At 74.9% G+C, this 19,990-nt stretch carries 15 protein-coding genes; 6 read left to right on the top strand and 9 right to left on the bottom strand.

The features are described 5' to 3' along the window. Positions 1-34 precede the first annotated feature (34 nt). The 3 genes from eccE to ACEPPI_RS04060 all read left to right on the top strand — a co-directional run bounded on the left by eccE (position 35) and on the right by ACEPPI_RS04060 (position 4,784). A complete protein-coding gene (gene eccE / locus ACEPPI_RS04050) occupies positions 35-1,309 on the top strand; it encodes a type VII secretion protein EccE (protein ID WP_373913855.1) in 1,275 nt (424 codons plus the stop codon). Continuing rightward, positions 1,306-2,028 (top strand): hypothetical protein, encoded by a 723-nt coding sequence (locus ACEPPI_RS04055; protein WP_373913856.1) that lies wholly within the window; start codon positions 1,306-1,308, stop codon positions 2,026-2,028. Before eccE ends, ACEPPI_RS04055 begins: the two co-directional genes overlap by 4 nt. 164 nt (positions 2,029-2,192) lie before the next feature. Continuing rightward, entirely contained in the window at positions 2,193-4,784 is a 2,592-nt protein-coding gene (locus tag ACEPPI_RS04060) for an SCO5717 family growth-regulating ATPase (protein WP_373913857.1), read from the top strand. A 77-nt stretch (positions 4,785-4,861) separates the two neighbouring features. Here ACEPPI_RS04060 and ACEPPI_RS04065 read toward each other — a convergent pair whose 3' ends face one another. The 9 genes from ACEPPI_RS04065 to rimP all read right to left on the bottom strand — a co-directional run bounded on the left by ACEPPI_RS04065 (position 4,862) and on the right by rimP (position 17,852). Then, positions 4,862-5,818, bottom strand: coding sequence for a bifunctional riboflavin kinase/FAD synthetase (locus ACEPPI_RS04065; RefSeq protein ID WP_373913858.1), 957 nt, complete (start codon positions 5,816-5,818; stop codon positions 4,862-4,864). 112 nt (positions 5,819-5,930) lie between these two features. Continuing rightward, positions 5,931-10,436: a hypothetical protein gene (locus ACEPPI_RS04070; RefSeq protein WP_373913859.1), complete on the bottom strand. Its 4,506-nt coding sequence runs from the start codon at positions 10,434-10,436 to the stop codon at positions 5,931-5,933. A gap of 260 nt (positions 10,437-10,696) precedes the next feature. After that, on the bottom strand, positions 10,697-11,605 hold the full coding sequence (gene truB, locus ACEPPI_RS04075) for a tRNA pseudouridine(55) synthase TruB (RefSeq protein WP_373913860.1): 909 nt from the start codon (positions 11,603-11,605) through the stop codon (positions 10,697-10,699). Further along, complete coding sequence (rbfA, locus tag ACEPPI_RS04080; protein ID WP_373913861.1) at positions 11,602-12,054, bottom strand: 30S ribosome-binding factor RbfA; 453 nt, start codon at positions 12,052-12,054, stop codon at positions 11,602-11,604. The genes truB and rbfA overlap by 4 nt, the downstream gene beginning before the upstream one ends. A 33-nt stretch (positions 12,055-12,087) precedes the next feature. After that, on the bottom strand, positions 12,088-12,381 hold the full coding sequence (locus ACEPPI_RS04085; protein WP_219671569.1) for a DUF503 domain-containing protein: 294 nt from the start codon (positions 12,379-12,381) through the stop codon (positions 12,088-12,090). Between the two features lie 188 nt (positions 12,382-12,569). Continuing rightward, a complete protein-coding gene (gene infB, locus ACEPPI_RS04090) occupies positions 12,570-15,674 on the bottom strand; it encodes a translation initiation factor IF-2 (protein WP_371676411.1) in 3,105 nt (1,034 codons plus the stop codon). A 148-nt stretch (positions 15,675-15,822) separates the two neighbouring features. After that, positions 15,823-16,110: a YlxR family protein gene (locus tag ACEPPI_RS04095; protein WP_373913862.1), complete on the bottom strand. Its 288-nt coding sequence runs from the start codon at positions 16,108-16,110 to the stop codon at positions 15,823-15,825. Between the two features lie 144 nt (positions 16,111-16,254). Continuing rightward, positions 16,255-17,337 (bottom strand): transcription termination factor NusA, encoded by a 1,083-nt coding sequence (nusA, locus tag ACEPPI_RS04100; protein ID WP_373913863.1) that lies wholly within the window; start codon positions 17,335-17,337, stop codon positions 16,255-16,257. Positions 17,338-17,339: 2 nt separating this feature from the next. Continuing rightward, on the bottom strand, positions 17,340-17,852 hold the full coding sequence (gene rimP, locus ACEPPI_RS04105) for a ribosome maturation factor RimP (protein ID WP_285526121.1): 513 nt from the start codon (positions 17,850-17,852) through the stop codon (positions 17,340-17,342). 156 nt (positions 17,853-18,008) lie between these two features. Here rimP and ACEPPI_RS04110 point away from each other — a divergent pair, with 156 nt between their 5' ends. From ACEPPI_RS04110 to ACEPPI_RS04120, 3 genes are read left to right on the top strand one after another with little or no spacing between them, the layout of a single operon-like run. Beyond that, positions 18,009-18,584 (top strand): hypothetical protein, encoded by a 576-nt coding sequence (locus ACEPPI_RS04110; RefSeq protein WP_373913864.1) that lies wholly within the window; start codon positions 18,009-18,011, stop codon positions 18,582-18,584. Beyond that, positions 18,581-19,039, top strand: coding sequence for a ferritin-like domain-containing protein (locus ACEPPI_RS04115; protein ID WP_373913865.1), 459 nt, complete (start codon positions 18,581-18,583; stop codon positions 19,037-19,039). The genes ACEPPI_RS04110 and ACEPPI_RS04115 overlap by 4 nt, the downstream gene beginning before the upstream one ends. A 16-nt stretch (positions 19,040-19,055) precedes the next feature. Next, positions 19,056-19,958, top strand: a complete 903-nt coding sequence (locus ACEPPI_RS04120) for an aminoglycoside phosphotransferase family protein (protein ID WP_373913866.1) — start codon at positions 19,056-19,058, stop codon at positions 19,956-19,958. Positions 19,959-19,990 lie beyond the last annotated feature (32 nt).

Here is a 19,990-nt window from a genome sequence, read left to right on the forward strand (position 1 = left end):
GCCGGGTCCGCCCCCCTGATGGGGAGGTGCGCGAGTGAGGGCCACCGCGACGGAGCCGCAGGCGGCCGCGGCCGCACCCGCACGGGGCGGGGTGACGCCGCATCCGAAGTCGAGCCCGGGCCGGTTCGGACCGTTCCGATTGCAACAGCTCGTCCTCCTCCAGCTCGCCGCTGCCGTCCTGTTGGCGGCGTGGGTGGTGGAGCCGCTGCTGCTGGTGCCCGCCGGCGTCCTGGCCCTCGTCCTGGTGCTGCTGGCCGTCGTACGCCGCCACCAGCGGTCCCTGCCCGAGTGGATCGGCGGCGCGCTCGCGCTGCGGGCCCGGCGCCGCAGGTCCGCCTCGCTCACGGTGCCCGCCGGGACCGAGCCTGGGCTGGCCCCGCTGGTCGAGGCCGATCCCGCACTGCGGACGCTGACCTTCAGCGACCGTGACCGGCGGCCGGTGGGCATGGTCGGCGACGGGACCTTCCTGACGGCGGTGGTCCAGGTGGACATGGACGCCACCGCGCTGCGGCCGGACCGGGGGGCGCGACCGCTCCCGCTGTCCGCCGTACGGGACGTCCTGGAGGTGGACGGCATCCGGCTGGAGTCGGCGCAGCTCGTCCAGCACACGCAGCCCGCTCCGGCCCCGCACCTGCCCGCCCGGTCGATGGCCACGCTCAACTACGGCCCGCTCCAGGCCCGGACGGGAGCCCCGGCCGTGCGGCTGACGTGGATCGCGCTCAAGCTCGACCCCGAGCTGTGCCCGGAGGCCGTCGCCGCCCGCGGCGGCGGTCTGGCGGGGGCCCAGCGGTGTCTGGTGCGGGTCGCGGACCAGCTGGCGAGCCGGCTGGCCGGGGCCGGGTTCCGGGCCGCCGTGCTGACGGAGCAGGAGCTGACGGGCGCGCTCGCGACCTCCTCCTGCGCGAACCCGATGGCGATCACCCAGGCGGGACGTGCGGCGAGCACGGGCCGGCGCACGGAGGAGACCCCGCGGACCTGGCGCTGCGACGACCGGCGGCACACCACGTACTGGATAGCCCGCTGGCCGCAGTTGGGCGGTACGGGGGCGGGGCTGCCGCAGTTCGTGGCCCTGCTGACCTCGCTGCCCGCGCTGGCGACGAACTTCAGCCTGACGATGGCCCCGGCCGAGCGGCGGGGCGTGACGCTGACCGGGCACGTCCGGGTGACCGGGCGCAGCGACGAGGAGCTCGTCGCGGCCCGGCGGGAACTGGAGCGGACCGCGCGGGGCGTGCGGACGGGACTGGTCCGGCTGGACCGGGAACAGGTGCCGGGGCTGCTGGCCTCGCTGCCGTTGGGAGGTGCGCGGTGACGGGCTCGGCGAGGAACGCGGTCAGGGGCGGTTTCGGGCTGATCGGGCCGCGCCGGGAGCGGCACGTGGTCCCGGCGGGCGATCTGGACGCCCTGGCACTGCCCGTCGGCGACGACGGGGTCGTCATCGGCGTGGACGCGGAGGGTCGTCCGGCGGTGCTCGGCGTGAACCGGCCCACGCCGTACGAGGTCACGCTGATCGGCGGCCTGTGGACGGCCCAGGTGCTGGCCCTGCGGACGGCGGCGACCGGGGCCCGGGTCGCGGTGGAGACCGGGCGCGGGCAGGTGTGGTCCGGGCTGGCGCAGGCGGCCGGCGGCGGGCAGCAGTGCGTGACCCTGCACGACGTGGGCCGGGTGCCGCCGCAGGGCGCCTCGGCGGGCAGTCCGGTGCTGGTGATCCGGGACTGCGGGATGCGGCCGCCGCGCGGACGGGTGGTGTCGGGGCCGTGGCAGTCGGTGCTGACCCTGCTGCCGTACCTGAGCCCGACGGCTCCGCGGCTGCTGCGGAACTCCGCGCTGGTGGGGGTGCAGCGGGTGTCCCCCGACGAGGCGGACCGGATCGGAGTCCTGATGGGGCTGCCGCGGGCGGCGGTGGAGTCCCTGCCGACGCTCGGGGACGGGGTGACGCTGTGGTGTACGCCGCGGGACCGGAAGTTCGTGATGACGCAGGGCACGGAAACGGAGACGGGCCTGCTGGGCGCGGCGCGGCGCATCGACTGAGACGGTGGTGCGTCATGACGGTTGCTCAGGGCGCGGGTGGCCTGTAGGCAGGAGTGCGGGGGCGCGACCTCGGGGGCCTCGGGGTCACGGGGCGCGATTAGGCTGAGCGCGGGCGCGGCGTCGAGTTGGGCGCCCGACCGGTGTTCGACAGACCAGGAGGACCAGTGAGCGGCGATCGGAACGAGAGGCGCGGCGGGACGTGGGACGTCCCGACGGACGATCAGTCCGACGCGGAGCCCGATGTGACGGGCGAGTTCACCATCGACTACACCCCGCCGGCCTGGTACACGCAGGGCGCGGCGGCACCGGCCGCGCCGGTTCCGGGGCTGCCGGGGCTGCCCGAGGGCAGCGGATTCGAACCCCACCGGCCGTCGGACGTGGTCTCCCCGCCGACGATGCGGATCGCCCCGCCGGTCCCTCGCACCCCGTCCGACACGCCGTCGGCGGCCGAGGCGGCGCTGCCCGCGTTCCCGGCGTCGGCGGATGCGGTCCCGCCTTCCTTCCCGGCCTCGACCGACGCGGTCCCGCCTTCCTTCCCGGCCTCGACCGACGCGGTCCCGCCTTCCTTCCCGGCCTCGACCGACGCGGTCCCGCCTTCCTTCCCGGCGCAGGGACCGGCCGACGCGGTCCCGCCTTCCTTCCCGGCGCAGGGACCGGCCGCTTTCCCGGCCCCGGCCGACGCGGCGGCCCCGGGCGCGGCTCCGGCCGCCTTCCCTGCCCCGGGCGACGCCCCGCAGGCCTACCCGGGCGCGGCTCCGGCCGCCTTCCCGACCGACGCGCCGACCCCGCCCGCCTACCCGGGCCAGGCCGACGCCGCGCCGCCGTTCGCGGCGCAGGCCCCTGCTCCGGCCGTCGTGCCGCCGGCGTTCCCGGCTCAGGGTCCGGCCGCCTACCCGGCTCCGGCCGATGCCGTGCCGGCGTTCCCGGGTGCCGCTGCGGCCCCCTACCCGGCGCAGGGGCAGACCCCGGCGCCGTTCCCCGGTCAGGCCCCGGCCGACGCGGCGGCCCCGCCCGTCCACCCGGGCCCGGCGGGGAGTCCGACTCCCGCCGACGCGCCGCCGACGCCCCCGGAGGGACCCGCCGGATCTCCGGACACGGCGGAGTCCCCGGTTTCCGATGGCACGGCCCACGCCGACGCGCCCGCCCCGGACCAGCCCCGGGAAGCGGCGGCGGACGCCCCGTTCCGGGTGCCGGTGGTGGAGCCCATCGTCGTGCCCGAACTGCCCGAGGCCCCCGCGGCGCCCCGGACCGCCACGCCCGCCGAGGACGTCAAGGCGCCCCAGGACGCCCCGCCGGGGCCGTACGCCGCCGCACCCTCTCCCGCGGATACTCCGTTCGGGGGACCCGGCCCCGGGGGTGAACTGCCTCCGCTGCCGCCCGCGTTCCCGTCCTCGGGTCCGCCTCAGGGGTACGGGTTCCCGCCCGTTGGCCAGCAGCAGCCCCAGGCCCAGCCCCCGCAGGGCTACGGCTTCCCGCCGCAGGCGACACCTCAGGCGACGCCGCAGGCCCCCGTCGCCCCGTGGCCCCAGCAGCAGGCCGCGCAGCCACAACCGCCGCAGCCGCAGCCGCCGCAGGGCCCGTACCAGCAGCAGCCCGGCCAGGGACCCGGCGCGCCGCTGGGCTACACCGCCGCCGTCGAACTGTCCTCCGACCGCCTGATCCGCGCCAAGCAGAAGCCCAAGCCCACCCGCTCCGCCTTCCGCTTCGGCGGCAAGGCCGCCGAAGCCGACCGCCGGCGGAAGCTCGAACTGATCCGCACTCCGGTGATGTCCTGCTACCGCATCGCCGTCATCAGCCTCAAGGGCGGCGTCGGCAAGACCACGACCACCACCGCCCTCGGCGCGACCCTCGCCACCGAGCGCCAGGACAAGATCCTGGCCATCGACGCGAACCCCGACGCCGGCACCCTCGGCCGCCGCGTCCGCCGCGAGACCGGCGCGACGATCCGCGACCTGGTCCAGGCGATCCCTTACCTGCACTCGTACATGGACATCCGGCGGTTCACCTCGCAGGCCCCCTCGGGCCTGGAGATCATCGCCAACGACGTGGACCCGGCGGTCTCGACGACCTTCAACGACGAGGACTACCGCCGCGTCATCGAGACGCTCGGCCGCCAGTACCCGATCATCCTCACCGACTCGGGCACCGGGCTCCTCTACTCCGCCATGCGCGGGGTCCTGGACCTGGCCGATCAGCTGATCATCATCTCGACCCCGTCGGTGGACGGCGCGAGCAGCGCCAGCACCACCCTCGACTGGCTGTCCGCCCACGGGTACGCCGACCTGGTCTCGCGCTCGATCACCGTCATCTCCGGGGTTCGCGAGACCGCCAAGATGATCAAGGTCGAGGACATCGTGCAGCACTTCGAGACCCGCTGCCGCGGGGTCGTCGTGGTGCCCTTCGACGAACACCTGGCGGCCGGCGCCGAGGTGGACCTGGACCTGATGCGGCCCAAGACCCGGGAGGCGTACTTCACCCTCTCCGCGCTGGTCGCCGAGGACTTCGTCCGCGCACAGCAGCAGGGCGCGCAGGGGCACTGGGGCGGACCCCAGCAAGCCCAGCAGCCCCAGCAGCCCCAGCAGCCCCAGCAGCAGCCGTACCCCCAGCAGCAGGCCCCGCAGGCTCCGCCCCCGCAGCCGGCGGGCCCGTACCAGCAGCCGCAGCAGCCCCCGTACGGCGGCCAGCCCTATCCGCAGCCCGGCCAGCCCTATCCGCAGCCCCCGGGCCAGCCCCCGCGCGACCCGCGCCTCGGCTGAGGCGGAACACACCAGACGAACGAGAGGGCCCGTACCGTCCCCAGGACGGTACGGGCCCTCTCGGCTCGCGCGGCGCGTCAGCGCTCGGAGTCGTACGCCTCCGTCAGCACCCGCGCCCGCTTCACGTCGTCGGCGATCGCCTCCAGCAACCCGTCCAGCGACTCGAACTTCGCCATCCCCCGCACGTACGCGAGGAAGTCGACGGACACGTGCATGCCGTACAGGTCCAGGCCCACGCGGTCGATGGCGTACGCCTCGACGGTCCGCTCGGTGGCGTCGAACTGCACGTTCGTGCCGACCGAGATCGCCGCCGGCATCCGCTCGCCGTCCGCCGTCAGCCAGCCCGCGTACACCCCGTCGGCCGGGATCGCGGTGTGCGGCTGGGTCTCGACGTTCGCCGTCGGGTAGCCGAGCTCGCGCCCGCGCTGCGCACCACGCACCACGACGCCCTCGACCCGGTGCGGGCGGCCGAGGATCTCGGCGGCGCCGTCCATGTCCCCCTCGGCGACGAGCCTGCGCGCGAGGGTGGACGAGAACGGCACCCCGCCGCCCGCCCCGCCGCGCTCCACCAGGTCCACGACCTCGACCTCGTAGTCGTACGTGGCCCCCAGCTCGGTCAGGAAGTCGACGTTCCCGGCGGCCCGGTGGCCGAAGCGGAAGTTCGGTCCCTCGATGACGGCACGCGCGTGCAGCTTGTCGACCAGGACCTTCACGATGAAGTCGGCCGGGGACAGCTGCGAGAACTCCGCCGTGAAGGGCAGGATCAGCAGCGCGTCGACCCCGAGACCGGCCATCAGCTCGGCGCGGCGGTCGTAGGGGGCCAGGATCGGCGGGTGGCTGCCCGGCCGGACGACCTCGCTGGGGTGCGGGCTGAAGGTGACGACCACCGAGGGCACGCCGAGGGCGCGCGCCTTCGCGACGGCCTGCCCGATGATCAGCTGGTGTCCCCGGTGCACGCCGTCGTAGGAGCCGATGGTGACGACGCTGCGTCCCCAGTCCTGGGGGATGTCCTCCAAGCCACGCCAGCGCTGCACTGTGACCGCTCCTCGCCCGAACCCGTGTAGTCCCTGTACCGATTGCAGGTCTAAGACTGCCATGCCGGTGGCCGGGGCCCCGCATCGGCGTCCGGCTGAGGGCCGGGCCGCCTCATGTGACGTCCGGGGCGGCCCTGCTGAGGGTCTCCACGGTACGCCGGGCACCGGGTCCGAGGAGGGCCGCGGCATCGGCCTGCGCATCCGTGAGCCAGCGTGCCACCAGCGCCCCGAACGCCGGATCGGCGCGGGCCAGCTCCACCGTGCGGTGCTCGAAGACGACGGGCCCGCCGGGGGCCCGCAGCAGCCGGCGGCCGGTCCGCCGGAGCAGCTCCCGGGTGCGCTCCTCGGGCCGTACGGGGGCCGCGGCGGCGAGGGCCTCCAGGAAGGCGCCCAGGACCGACGGATCGGCCTCCTCGCGCAGCAGTACGTCGGCCAGCTCGCCGCGCAGCGTCCGCGAGGGCTCCCCGCCCGGCGCGGCCAGCACCCGGGCCAGCTCGGACCGTACCGGCGACGGGGCCGTGCGCAGCAGGTCCAGGACGAGGGCCCGCATCACGGGCCCGGCGGCCGGTCCCTGCTCCAGGCGCCGGTCGACGAACGCGGCGGCGTGCGGGGCGTCCTCGGGGTGGCCGGCCAGGTGGTCCCGTACGAGGTCGCCGGCGCGCCGGGCCAGCCCCGGAGTGGTCAGCGCGGCCAGCGCGCGCAGCACCTCACCGTCGGCGCGGGCCCGCAGGGCGGCGAACACGGCGTCCGGGTCGGGCAGTACGGGCAGGGCGGCGACCAGCGCGGAGGCGGGCAGCCGGGTGCCGCTCCCGGGGTCGCGGAAGCAGTCGAGGGCGTCGGGCAGGTAGCGGGCCCGTACCTGGGGGTCGCGCAGCAGCACGGCAAGGGCGCTGCCGTGCAGGGGGGCGTCGCCGGGGCGGGCGAGCAGCGCCTGGGCGGCGTGGCGCAGCAGCTCGCGGTCCGCGGTGCTGCGCACGTGGGGTGCGGTGGCGAGGGCGTACGCGGCCGCGGCCACGCGGCGGCCGGGACGCTCGTCGTGTGCCCAGCGGTCGACGGCGCGGGACAGGGCGGAGGGCTCGTCCTCGGCGAGGACGGCGAGCAGTTCGTCGGCGCGGGGGTGCCCGGCGCCGACGAGGGCCTCGGTGAGGTCGTCGACGGCCAGGGCCCGGTGGGTGTGCAGGAGGGCCTGGGCGGCGGTGGCGACGGTGGCTCCGGGGCGTCCGCGCAGGCGGCGTTCGTCGGTGAACCAGGCGCAGACCAGGGGCAGGACGAGCTGCGGGGCACGGACGAGGCGGCGGGCGGCGGCCTCCAGGTAGTGGTGGTCGGAGGGCAGCAGGCGGCGCAGCAGGTCGAGCCGGTCGGACTCGGGCAGCCGGAGCCGGTTCCAGAACCAGCCGCCGAACTCCCCGGGGCCCGCCCGGGCCACGTGCTCGGCGAGGGCGTGCAGGACGGGGAGTTGGGGGGCGGCGTCGGGGGCGCAGAGCAGGGTGCCGCGCAGCAGCCGGGCGGCCCACCAGAGGCGGTCGGGGTGCACGGGGCCGTCCGGCTCCGCCGGCTGTTCCGTGAAGGTGTTGAGGGCGCCGACCAGGCGGGTCAGCACACCCCGGGTCTCGGCGGGCGGGAGCCGCCGCAGGGCCTCCAGGACGGGTCCGATGCGGTGCCGGGGCACGGGCGGGCCGGGGGTGACGGGGCCGTGGTGGACGAGGGTGTCGAGGGCGGTGGGAACGTCGAGGTGGGCCGCCTGCAGCCAGTCGGAGAGCTCCTCGTGCGCGAAGCGGTAGCCAGGGCCCGCGGGGACGAGCAGGCCCTCGGTGAGGACGGCGGAGGCCCAGCCGGTGCGCCAGGGGAACAGTTCCTCGAAGGAGGCCCGGTCCAGCTGGCCCTGCCCGGGGCCGAGGCAGCGCCGGGCGGCCTCGTGCACCCGCCCGGCCACCCGCGCGGCGAGCCGCCGCACCCCGGGCCCGTACACCACCCCCCGGCCGGCGCCTGCGCCGCCCGCGGCCTCCGCGGGTCCGGGGTCACGGCCCTCGGCCCATGGACGGCCGGCGCCATCGCCACCACCACCACAGGCCCACGGACCGTCCGGATCACGACCCTCGGCCGATGGACCGCCCGCGCCACCGCCATCGGCCCCCGGACGGCCCGAGTCACAGCCCTCGGCCCCCGCCGGTCCCGAGGCGCCGCCATCGGCTCCCGGGCAACCCGCGCCACGGCCATCGGCCCCGGCGGGTCCCGGGGCGCTGGGCCCGGCCGGGCCGGATCCGTCACCGGCCTCCGGCCGGGCACCGGGCGATCCCGCCGGCCGCGGGCGCGGGATCCCGCCGTCCGGGGCGGTCCCCCGGCGGATCCGCTCCCCGTCACCCCGGACGCCACCGGGTGGGCCGCCGGCGGACCGGGGGCCCGCCCCCGGAGCACCGCCGGTACCGGGCGTCCCGTCCGCGGACCGGCTCACGGGGTCCATGCCGCCGGCATTCGCGCCGCCGGGGTCGGGGCCACCGAGGTACCCTCCGCCGAAGCCCGCACCCCCGGCATACGCGCCACCGGAATCCGGGCCACCGAAGCACCCGCCGCCAAGGCCCGTTCCCCCAGCCTGCGCGCCACCGGGGTCCACGCCCCCGGGGTACCCGTCGCCAGGGCCCGTTCCCGCGGCGTACCACCCACCGGCGTCCACGCCGCCGCGGGCGTGTCGGCGGAGGGTGGGGCCGGTCGGCGGAGGGGGCCCGGGGTGCGCGGCACCGGTGGGTGCGCCGGTGCCGGTACGGGCCCGGGGACCTGCGGTGGGTGTGCCCGGGGGGTTCGGGCCCTCGGGGCCCCGCGCCGGGGCGGTGTCGGCGACGGCGATCCGGACCGCCACGCGCAGGGCCACCAGGTCCAGGTGCGCCGCGAACACCTCGTCGCGCCCCGGGCGGCCCGCCGTGACCTCGGCGGCTCGGATCCCGGCGAGCAGGCTCAGGGTGAGGGGGTGCCGGGCGTCGGCCTCCCGCACGGCGTCGTCCGGGATCCCGAGGCGGGCCCGCGCCGTCCGCGCCTCGTCCGGGGTCAGGTCCCCGACCGGGAGCGCGGGGGACAGCCGCCGGGCCGCCCGGTCCGGGGCGTGCAGCATCTCCGGCGGGTACAGCTGCCCCGCCCGCTCCCAGTATTCGGGCCGGGCGGCGACCACCAGCCTGGCCCCGGTCCCTCCCAGCCACCCGGCAGTGGCTCCGGTCCACGGCGCGAGGCGGTGCGCGAGCTGCGGCGGCATCTCCTCGGGGGCATCCAGCACGACCAGCAGCGCCCGCCCGGCGTCCGCCGCGAGCCCGGCCACCCGCTCGGCCGTACCCGGCGGCACGGGCCCGGCCCCGCCGGCGGTGACGATCCGGCCGGCGGCTTCGAGGGCCCGTGTCACGGCGTCGGCCAGGGAGGCGTCCCCGCCCCTCAGGTCGGCCCCGCGCAGCCACAGCGTCGGCGCGGGGAAGGGGCCGCGCGCGCGGTCGGCGGCGAGGGCGGCGAGGGCAGTGGTGCGGCCCGTGCCGGGGGCGCCGACCAGGCCCAGGACCTGGCGGTCCCCGGTGGTGAAGGCGGCCAGCCCGGCGGCGATCGCGGGACGTGTCACCGGTTCCGGCCCAGCGCCGTGCGCTGGGCCGGGCGCGGGCGCAAATCCGGGCGCGGCCCCAGGCGCGAATCCGGAGGCGGTGCCGGACCCGGGCGCGGACCCGGGCGCGGACCCGGGGGCCGGGAGGAAGGCCGAGCCGAGGGTGATCGCGGTCAGCTCCAGCACGCCGGCGAGGTTCAGGTCGGCCCCGTACCCCGGAACGGTGGCGGAGTTGCGTGCCAGCAGGGCCGCGAGGGGACCGTCGGGCGCCGCCGCGGCGCAGGCGCGCAGGGGGACGGCGAAGCTTGCGGAGCGGTGCTCCGTGCCGAGAGCGGTGCCGAGAACCGCGAGCACCGCTCCGGTCTCCGCGTCGAGGACCGGCCCCCCGCAGGTCTCCGCGCCCCGCGCGAGGGCGTCCCGGCCGTCCGTGCCGATCGCCAACTCGACGCTGGCGGGCAGGAGATGGGCGCGGCCGACCGCGGTGTAGGTGACCTCCGCACCGGCCGCGAGCACCCGCGCCTGGCGCCAGCCCCGCGCGGGGAGGCGTACGTACGTCCCCGGAGGGATCACCTCGCGCATCGCGACCGGCAGCGGCCGCAGCCCCAGCCCGTCGGTCCGCACGAGGGCCAGTCCGAGGTCCGGCAGGGCGGTCACGTCCTGTGGGCCGGCGCACCAGCTCCGGTCCCCCGGGCCGTGCAGCACCACCCGGGCCGGTCCGTGGACGGCCGCGTGGCTGGTGATCACCGTGCCGCGGTCGTCGGCCACGAAGCCGCTGCCGCGCGGTCGCCCTGCCTCGTCGCAGACCAGCACGAGCCCCACCGAGCCCCGCGCGCCGGTGCCGGCACCGGCCCACGGTCCCGCCCCGTCGCAGTCAGCGGGGAAGTCCCCTGCCGCGTCCCCTGCCGCGTCCCCGGGGGCGTCCGGGGCGAGGCGCGTGCCCACGCGCGTGCCGAAGCCCACGCCGGAGTCGGCGCCGGAGTCCGCGCCGAAGTCCGTCCGGGGCTCGGCCCCGCAACTCCTCGTACCGCCGGTGACCTCGTCCGTCATCGCCGCACCACTCCCCTGCCGCGGGACCCCTGGTCACGACGGTAGGCAAGTGAAGATCAGCACGAAAAGCACGCGGGGCGAAAGCGCCCCCTTACGCTCCCCGCATTCACTCCGAGCGCCTGCTCGGACGGGTGAATACGGGGCTCCGGGTGGATAGAGACCTACCCGAGGGGGGTCGTGGAGCGGTGAGCGGCAGTCACCGTGCGCTCACCGCTCCACGTCAACGCGCGGTCGGCGCGCAGGCGGGTCGCAGGACCGGGTCAGACGAAGACCGCGAGGGACTTCGCCTTGCCGTTCTTGCTCTCCACGAGCCCGAGCAGCTGCCCCTTGGGCCCGTAGACGGCGACCGTCCGGCCGTCCTGGTACTCGTCCGGCATGTCGATCCGGACCCCGTTGGCGAGCAACGAGGCCCTCCGGGAGTCCAGGTCCCAGCGCGGGAAGGCGGCGGCCGCCGCCTCGCCGATCGGCATCACGGTCAGCTCCTCCTGGAGCTGGTCCAGAGTCCGCGCGCGGTCGAGCTTGTACGGGCCCACCCGCGTGCGCCGCAGCGCCGTGAGGTGGCCGCCCACGCCGAGGTCGGCGCCCAGGTCGCGGGCGAGGGCGCGGATGTACGTACCGCTGGAGCAGACCACGGAGACGACGAGGTCGACGACCTTGGTGCCGTCCTCGGCCTCCGCCTCCCGCATGTCGTACACCTGGAACGACGAGATGGTCACCGGCCGGGCCGGGATCTCGAAGTCCTCGCCGTCGCGTGCGCGCTTGTAGGAGCGCACGCCCTTGATCTTGATCGCGCTGACCTTCGACGGGACCTGCATGATGTCCCCGGTCAGCTTGGCGATGCCCGCGTCCACCGCCTCGCGGGTCACCCCGGAGGCATCGGCGGACGACGTGATCTCGCCCTCCGCGTCGTCCGTGAGGGTGTACTGCCCGAGACGGATGGTCCCGAGGTACTCCTTCTCCGTCAGGGCGAGGTGGCCGAGGAGCTTGGTGGCCTTCTCCACGCCGAGGACGAGGACGCCCGTCGCCATCGGGTCGAGGGTGCCGGCGTGGCCGACGCGACGGGTCTTGGCGATCCCGCGCATCTTGGCGACCACGTCGTGCGAAGTGAAGCCGGACGGCTTGTCGACGATGACAAGGCCGTCCGGAGTCTTCCCTGCGTCGGTGCTCATTCCGCGGCTGCGTCCTCGTCGTCCTCGTCGCCCGGCTTCTTGTACGGGTCGGCGTCGCCGGCGTACTGGGCGCCGGAGGAGACCTCCCGCACCTGGGCGTCGGAGGCGCGCGCCTTGTTGAGGAGGTCCTCGATGGTCTTGGCGTTCTCCGGGAGGGCGTCCGCGACGAAGGTCAGGGTGGGCGTGAACTTGGTTCCCGCCGCCCGGCCGACCGCGGAGCGCAGTACGCCCTTGGCGCTTTCGAGACCCGCGGCCGCGCTGGCCCGGTCCTCGTCGTCGCCGTAGACCGTGTAGAAGACCGTGGCCTCCCGCAGGTCGCCGGTGACCCGGGTGTCCGTGATGGTCACGTGCGTACCGAGGCGGGGGTCCTTGACGCCGCGCTGCAGCTTCTCGGCCACCACCTCCCGGATGAGGTCCGCCAGCTTCTTCGCCCGCGCATTGTCGGCCACTGGTCCGTCTCCTTCTTCCTTGCAGACAAGCAATCAGTCTTCATCACCGTGGAGCCGCCGCCTCACGGACAGCAGTTCCACTTCCGGACGCGCCGCGACCAGCCGCTCACAGCGGTCGAGCACGTCCGACACGAACCCCGCGTCCCCACTCACCAGGGCGACCCCTATACGGGCCCTGCGGTGCAGGTCCTGGTCGCCCACCTCGGCCGCGCTCACGGAGAACTTTCGTTGGAGCTCGGCGACGATGGGCCGGACGACGGAGCGTTTCTCCTTCAGCGAGTGGACGTCGCCGAGGAGCAGATCGAAGGACAGAGTCCCCACGTACATGCAGTTCCGGATGTCCCGCCGGTGCGGGTTAGGTGGCCCGCCGGGCCGTCGCCCGGAGGGATCTCCCGGTCGCGCGAGCGGCCGGTCACCAGAACCGTACACGCAACGGCCGGGGCCGATCGACGGATATTCCGCCGACCGGCCCCGGTGTTACAGCTGACTACGACACGGTGCGAACCGCCTCGCGCTTACGCGCGGGGCTTCTCGCGCATCTCGTACGTCGCGATGACGTCGTCGATCTTGATGTCGTTGAAGGAACCGAGGTTGATACCACCCTCGAAGCCCTCGCGGATCTCGGTGACGTCGTCCTTGAAGCGGCGCAGACCGGAGATGGTGAGGTTCTCGGCGATGACCTTGCCATCGCGCAGGAGCCGCGCCTTGGTGTTGCGCTTGACCTCGCCGGAGCGGATGAGGACACCCGCGATGTTGCCCAGCTTGGACGAGCGGAAGATCTCGCGGACCTCCGCCGTACCGAGCTCGACCTCTTCGTACTCCGGCTTGAGCAGACCCTTCAGGGCCGCCTCGATCTCCTCGATGGCCTGGTAGATCACCGAGTAGTAGCGGACGTCGACGCCCTCGCGGTCCGCCATCTGCGCGGCACGGCCCACGGCACGGACGTTGTAGCCGATGACGATGGCGTCGGAGCCCATCGCCAGCGAGATGTCCGACTCGGTGACCGCACCCACACCGCGGTGCAGGACGCGGATGTCGACCTCTTCGCCGACGTCGAGCTGGAGCAGCGAGGACTCCAGGGCCTCGACCGCACCGGACGAGTCGCCCTTGATGATGAGGTTGAGTTCCTGGACCAGACCGGCCTTGAGGACCGAGTCGAGGTCTTCCAGGGACACCCGGCGGACGCGCTTGGCGAAGTTGGCGTTGCGCTCACGCGCAGCACGCTTCTCGGCGATCTGACGGGCGGTGCGGTCCTCGTCGACGACGAGGAAGTTGTCGCCGGCGCCGGGGACGTTGGTGAGACCCAGGACCAGGACGGGGGTCGAGGGACCCGCTTCCTCGATGTTGTTGCCCTTGTCGTCGAGCATGGCGCGCACACGGCCGTAGGCGTCGCCCACGACCATCGTGTCGCCGACGCGGAGGGTACCGCGCTGGACGAGGACGGTGGCGACGGCACCGCGGCCACGGTCGAGGTGGGACTCGATCGCAATACCCTGAGCGTCCTGCTCGGGGTTGGCGCGCAGGTCGAGCGAGGCGTCGGCGGTGAGGACGACGGCCTCCAGCAGGGAGTCGATGTGCAGACCCTGCTTGGCGGAGATGTCGACGAACATCGTGTCGCCGCCGTACTCCTCGGCGACCAGACCGAACTCGGTGAGCTGACCGCGCACCTTGACCGGGTCGGCACCCTCGACGTCGATCTTGTTGACCGCGACGACGATCGGGACGCCGGCGGCCTTGGCGTGGTTGAGCGCCTCGATCGTCTGCGGCATGACGCCGTCGTTGGCCGCGACCACGAGGATCGCGATGTCGGTCGACTTCGCACCACGGGCACGCATGGCGGTGAACGCCTCGTGACCCGGGGTGTCGATGAAGGTGATCTTGCGGTCTTCGCCGTTGACCTCGGTGCCCACCTGGTAGGCACCGATGCCCTGGGTGATGCCGCCGGCCTCGCCCGCGACGACGTTCGTCTTGCGGATGGCGTCGAGCAGGCGGGTCTTACCGTGGTCGACGTGACCCATGACGGTGACGACCGGCGGACGCGGCATGAGGTATTCCTCGCCGCCCTCGTCCTCGCCGAACTCGATGTCGAAGCCCTCGAGGAGCTCGCGGTCCTCTTCCTCCGGGCTGACGATCTGAACCTGGTAGTTCATCTCGCCGGCCAGCATTTCGAGGGTCTCGTCGGAGACGGACTGCGTGGCCGTGACCATCTCGCCGAGGTTCATCATCACGGCGACGAGCGACGCCGGGTTGGCGTTGATCTTCTCCGCGAAGTCGGTGAGGGACGCACCGCGCGACAGGCGAACGGTCTCGCCGTTGCCGCGGGGCAGCATCACGCCGCCGACCGACGGGGCCTGCATGGCCTCGTACTCCTGGCGCCTCTGACGCTTGGACTTGCGGCCACGACGGGCCGGACCGCCGGGACGGCCGAAGGCACCCTGCGTGCCACCACGGGCACCGGGACCACCGGGACGCCCGCCGAAGCCGGGACGACCGCCGCCACCGGCACCGGCCGGACCGCCGCCGAAGCCGCCGCCACCCGGACGCGGGCCGCCGAAGCCGCCGCCCGCCGGACGCGAGCCCGGACCGGCCGGACGACCGGCGAAGCCGCCGCCGGGACGACCGGCGCCACCGGGACGGGGACCGCCCGCACCGGGACCACGGCCACCGGGGCCGCCACCGGGACGGGGACCGGGACCACCGGCAGCCGGACGCTGCGGCATCATGCCCGGGTTCGGACGGTTACCGCCGGGAGCACCACCGGGACGCGGGGCGCCGCCCTGCGGACGGGGCATGCCGCCCGGGGTCGGGCGGGCGCCGCCGGGACCCTGCGGACGCGGGGCGCCACCGGGGCCGCCCTGCGGACGCGGAGCACCCTGGCCGCCGCCGGCGCCGGGGGCACCGGGACGGGGAGCGCCGGCCGGACGGGGCGCCTGGGGGCGCGCCATGCCGGTGGAGCCGCCGGAGGTGAAGGGGTTGTTGCCCGGACGGGGACCGGCCGGACGGGCGCCCTGGGGACGCGGGGCCTGAGCGCCACCGGGGCGCGGGGCCTGGGCACCGGGCGTGGCGCCGGCCGGACGCGGGGCGCCGGGACGGGCACCGCCCTGACCCTGCGCCGGACGCTGCTGCGCCGGACGGGGGCCGGGGGCCGCGGCGGGACGCTCGGTGCGCGCCGGGGCGGCCGGGGCCGCCGGAGGCGCGGAGAACTCGGTCGCCACGGGAGCCGCCGGAGCGGGCTTCGGGGCGGCCGGAGCCTTGGGACCGGGACGCGGGCCGGGGGCGGCCGGAGTCACCGGGGCGCTGACGGCCGGAGCCTCGGCGACGGGCGGCTTGGGGGCCACCGGCGCACCGGGCTTCGGGGCAGCAGGACGTGCCGCGGCGGCCGGGGAGGGCGCCGCGGGCTTGGCGGGCGCGGCCTTGCGGGGCGCGCCGGGCTTCGCAGCGGACTTGCCGGCGTTGCCGCCGGGCCCCTGCAGTGCGTCAGTCAACTTGCGTACAACCGGCGCCTCGATCGTCGAGGACGCCGAACGGACGAATTCACCGAGTTCTTGGAGCTTGGCCATGACGACCTTGCTCTCCACCCCGAACTCCTTGGCGAGTTCGTATACCCGGACCTTAGCCACTTCGCTCCTTTTAGGTCCGGGTTACGCCGGACCGTCGCTACTTCATGGGCGTACTCATCGCGTACTCATCGAGTGCTCATCGCAATCTCGACCTACTTCCAACTCGCGAGGTACCTGACCGCACGGGATGTCCGTGCCGTACTTCTTCTTACGGTGTCGCCTCGGCCAGTGCGGCCAGAGCTGTGCGCAGTACCGCCGTGTCGAGCGCTCCTGCGGACCGTAGGGCCCGGGGGAACGCTCTGCGGCGGACCGCCTGGTCGAGGCAGACCGCGGCAGGGTGCACGTAAGCACCCCGGCCGGGCAGCGTACCGCGTGGATCGGGGACGCATTCGTCCCCGACCGCCACGATGCGCAGCAGATCGCTCTTGGCCGCTCGCTCCCGACACCCCACACAGGTGCGTTCGGGGCATGCGCGGGCTTGCGTCCGGCCAGACACGCCTAAGTCTACCTCCCCGTACCGACCTCACCCCTTCAGGTGAAAAATCGAACGGACGTTGTTGTGATCCACGAGCGGGCCTCCACTTGCGGGCCCCGCTCCGTGTCCCTGTCTACCGCCCGGAAACCTCCGGCCGGTACTGGTTTATTCCCGGCCCCGGCGCTGGCCACGGTCGTGACCGCGGTCCTGGGTCCGGTCGTGACCGCGGTCGTGACCGCGGTCGCCGTCACCCTCGCCGTCCCGGTCCGGGGTCTCCTCGGTGTCCGGGCGGATGTCGATGCGCCAGCCGGTGAGCCGCGCGGCGAGGCGGGCGTTCTGGCCCTCCTTGCCGATGGCGAGCGACAGCTGGTAATCGGGCACGGTCACCCGGGCGGAACGCGAGTCCCAGTCGACGACCTCGACCTTGCTCACCCGAGCGGGTGACAGGGCGTTCGCGACCATCTCCGCCGGGTCGTCCGACCAGTCGACGATGTCGATCTTCTCGCCGTGCAGCTCGGCCATCACGTTGCGCACGCGGCTGCCCATCGGGCCGATGCAGGCACCCTTCGGGTTCAGGCCCGAACGGGTGGACCGGACGGCGATCTTGGTGCGGTGACCGGCCTCGCGGGCGATCGCGGAGATCTCGACGCTGCCGTCGGCGATCTCGGGGACCTCCAGCGAGAACAGCTTCTTCACCAGGTTGGGGTGGGTGCGCGAGAGGGTCACGGAAGGCCCGCGGACACCCTTCGCCACGCGCACGACGTACGTCTTCAGACGGAGCCCGTGCGTGTACTCCTCACCCGGGACCTGCTCCTGCACCGGCAGGATGGCTTCCAGCTTGCCGATGTCGACCAGGACGTTCTTGGGGTCCTTGCCCTGCTGGACGACACCGGTGATGACGTCGCCCTCGCGGCCGGCGAACTCGCCGAAGGTCAGGTCGTCCTCGGCGTCGCGCAGACGCTGGAGGATCACCTGCTTGGCGGTCGTCGCGGCGATCCGCCCGAAGTCCGACGGGGTGTCGTCGAACTCCTTGGGCTCCTGGCCCTCTTCGAGGTCCCTCGGGTCCTCCTTCGCCCACACGACCACGTGACCGTTGGTGCGGTCGAGCACGACGCGGGCACGCCGGAAGCTGCCCTCGGTGCGGTGGTAAGCGATGAGGAGGGCCGACTCGATCGCCTCGACGAGCAGGTCGAAGGAGATCTCCTTCTCCCGGACCAGACCCCGCAGGGCACTCATGTCGATGTCCACGGCTACGCCTCCTCTTCCTTCTTGTCCTTGCGGTTGAACTCGATCTCGACACGCGCCTTGGCGATGTCGGTGAACGCGATGCGGCGGGTGGTCGCCTTGCGGCCCTTCACACCCGGTACTTCGAGGTCCAGGCCCTCGTCGTCGACGCCGAGGATGCGGGCGACCAGTTCACCGGCACCCTTTTCACCGTCGGCGGACAGCTGAAACTTCACGAGACGACCGGTCGCCCGAACGTAGTGACGGTGCTCGCTGAGCGGCCGGTCCGCACCCGGGGAACTGACTTCGAGGACGTACTCGTCCTCACCCATCACGTCGGAAGCGTCGAGCAGGTCGGAGGCCTCACGGCTCAGCTCGGCACAGGCGTCCAGCTCCACGCCCTCATCGGAGTCCACGACGATCCGCAGCATGCGGCGCTTGCCCGCCTTGGACAGTTCGATTTCTTCGAGGTCCAGTCCCTTGGCGGTGACGAGCGGCTCCAGCAATCCGCGCAGCCTGTCGCTCTGGGTGGTGCTCATCCGGGTGACTCCTCGGCCGCGTGTGCTGTTGTGGTTTTCGTCGCGTGTCAGGTCAAAGGGTATCCGGTCGCGGAGGGTGTTGCCGTCCGCTCTCCCGACGGGCCCCCGGGTACCGTGATCACACCCTGCCCAGACACCACCCCCGAGGACGGCGCCGTGCCCTGGACCCTGCCCCCCCGGCCCTCCCGAAGGAGCCTGTTCACCGGAGCCGCCGGCGCGGCCGGGGCCGCCCTGCTCGCCGGATGCACCGGCGGGGGCGGCCCGTCCGGGGACAGCACCGGGATTCCACTCGAACGGCGGATGCGGGAGGGCGCCGTTCGTGACAGTGCGCGGCTGCTCGAACGATACGACGCCACCCTCGCCGTCCATCCCGCGCTGGCGGAGCGGCTCGCGCCGCTGCGGGCCGCCGTCGCGGCGCACTCGGCGGCCCTGGCCTTCCCGGCCCCGGCCGCCGGGGGCCGCACCCCGGCCACCTCGCCCTCCCCCTCGCCCTCCGGCTCCGCGGCCGCCGCCACGGCGTCCGCGCCCCCGGCGGCGAGCCGTGAGGCCGTCCCGCCGAAGCCCGCCGAGGCGCTGAGCGCCCTCGCCGACGCCGAGCGGAGCCTGTCGGAGGCGCGGACCATCGCGCTGGCCGGGGCGCCCGGGGAACTGGCCCGGCTGCTGGCCTCCGTCGCCGCCTGTGGCGCCGTCCACGCGTACCTGCTCACCTCCACCCCCGGAGCCGCCTCGTGAAGCCCGAACCCTCCCCCGCCGGCCGTGCGTTGCAGGCCGCCCAGGCCGCCCTGGCCGCCGAGCACGCGGCGGCGTACGGGTACGGGGTGATCGGCGCCCGGGTCGCGGCGGACCGCGCCACCGAGGCCCGCGACGCGTACGGCACCCACGTGGCCCGGCGCGACGCGCTCACCCGCACGGTGCGCGAGCTGGGCGGCGCGCCCGTGGCCGCCGAGGCGGCGTACGCCCTGCCCTTCGAGCTGCGCACCCCCGACGACACCACGCGGCTGGCCGCCGTGATCGAGGACCGGGTGGCGGGCGCGTACTCCGATCTGGTGCGGGCGGCGGACGGCCGGTTGCGCCGCGAGGCGGCCGACGCGCTGAGCGCCGCGGCCGTCCGCGCGGCACGCTGGCGCGGCAGCGGCGTAGCCTTCCCTGGGCTCACGGAACGCTCCGACCGAGCTCCCACCAGCTGAAAGGGATCACGCACGCATGGCTTTCGAACCGCCGCAGCGGCTTGTACGGGCGCTCGGCGAGCTGCCGGAGGAGGAGCGGGCCACCCAGTGGCTGGGGCGCCTGCCCGAGCTCACCGAGGAGGCGCTGCACCGGCGGCAGGTCATGGCCCAGCGGGTCCAGGCCCCGGGCGGCCGCAGCAGCCTGGTGGTCCTCGTCCGGTACGCCGACGGCACCCCGGCCGCCCTCAAGCTTGCCCCGCCCGGGGCCCGGCCGGACCGGGAGCTGGCGGCGCTCGCCCACTGGGGCGGTTTCGGGGCCGTACGGGTCCTCGACTCCCGCCACCACGAGGCGGACGGGGCCCTGCTGCTGGAGCGGCTGCACCCGGAGGTCTCGCTGCGTTCGCTGCCGGACGCCAAGGCCCTGCTGGAGGCGTGCGGCACGTTGCGACGGCTGTGGGTGGAGCCGCCGCCCGGTCACCCCTTCGAGACGGTCGCCGAGCGCACGGCCCGCCAGGGCGAGGCGCTGCGCGCCGCACCCGCGGAGGTGCGGGCGCTCGCGGACTCGGCGCTGGCGGTGCGCGCGGAGCTGACGGCGCTGCCGGGTGAGGAACTGCTGCTGCACGGGAACTTCCGGCAGGGCAAGGTACTGGCCGGGGAGCGGGCGCCGTGGCTGACGGTGGGCCCGGACCCGCTGGTGGGCGAGCGGGCCTACGACCTGGCCCGGCTGGTGCGGGACCGGCTGGAGGACCAGATGGCCACCTCGGCGGGGGCGGCCGGGGCCCGGCGGCGGGTGCACCGGCTCGCGGACTCGCTGGAGGTGGACCGCGAGCGGCTGCGGGGCTGGACGGTGTTCAGGGCGGTGGAGTCCGGGGTGCGGGCGCTGGCCGCCGGGCGGCGCGGGGACGCGGAGCTGCTGCTGGAGTTCGCCTCCTGGTTGTAGGGCATACCGTAGGTAAGAGGTATGAATCCGGC

Source organism: Streptomyces sp. AB3(2024), from assembly GCF_041862025.1.
Classification (GTDB): domain Bacteria; phylum Actinomycetota; class Actinomycetes; order Streptomycetales; family Streptomycetaceae; genus Streptomyces.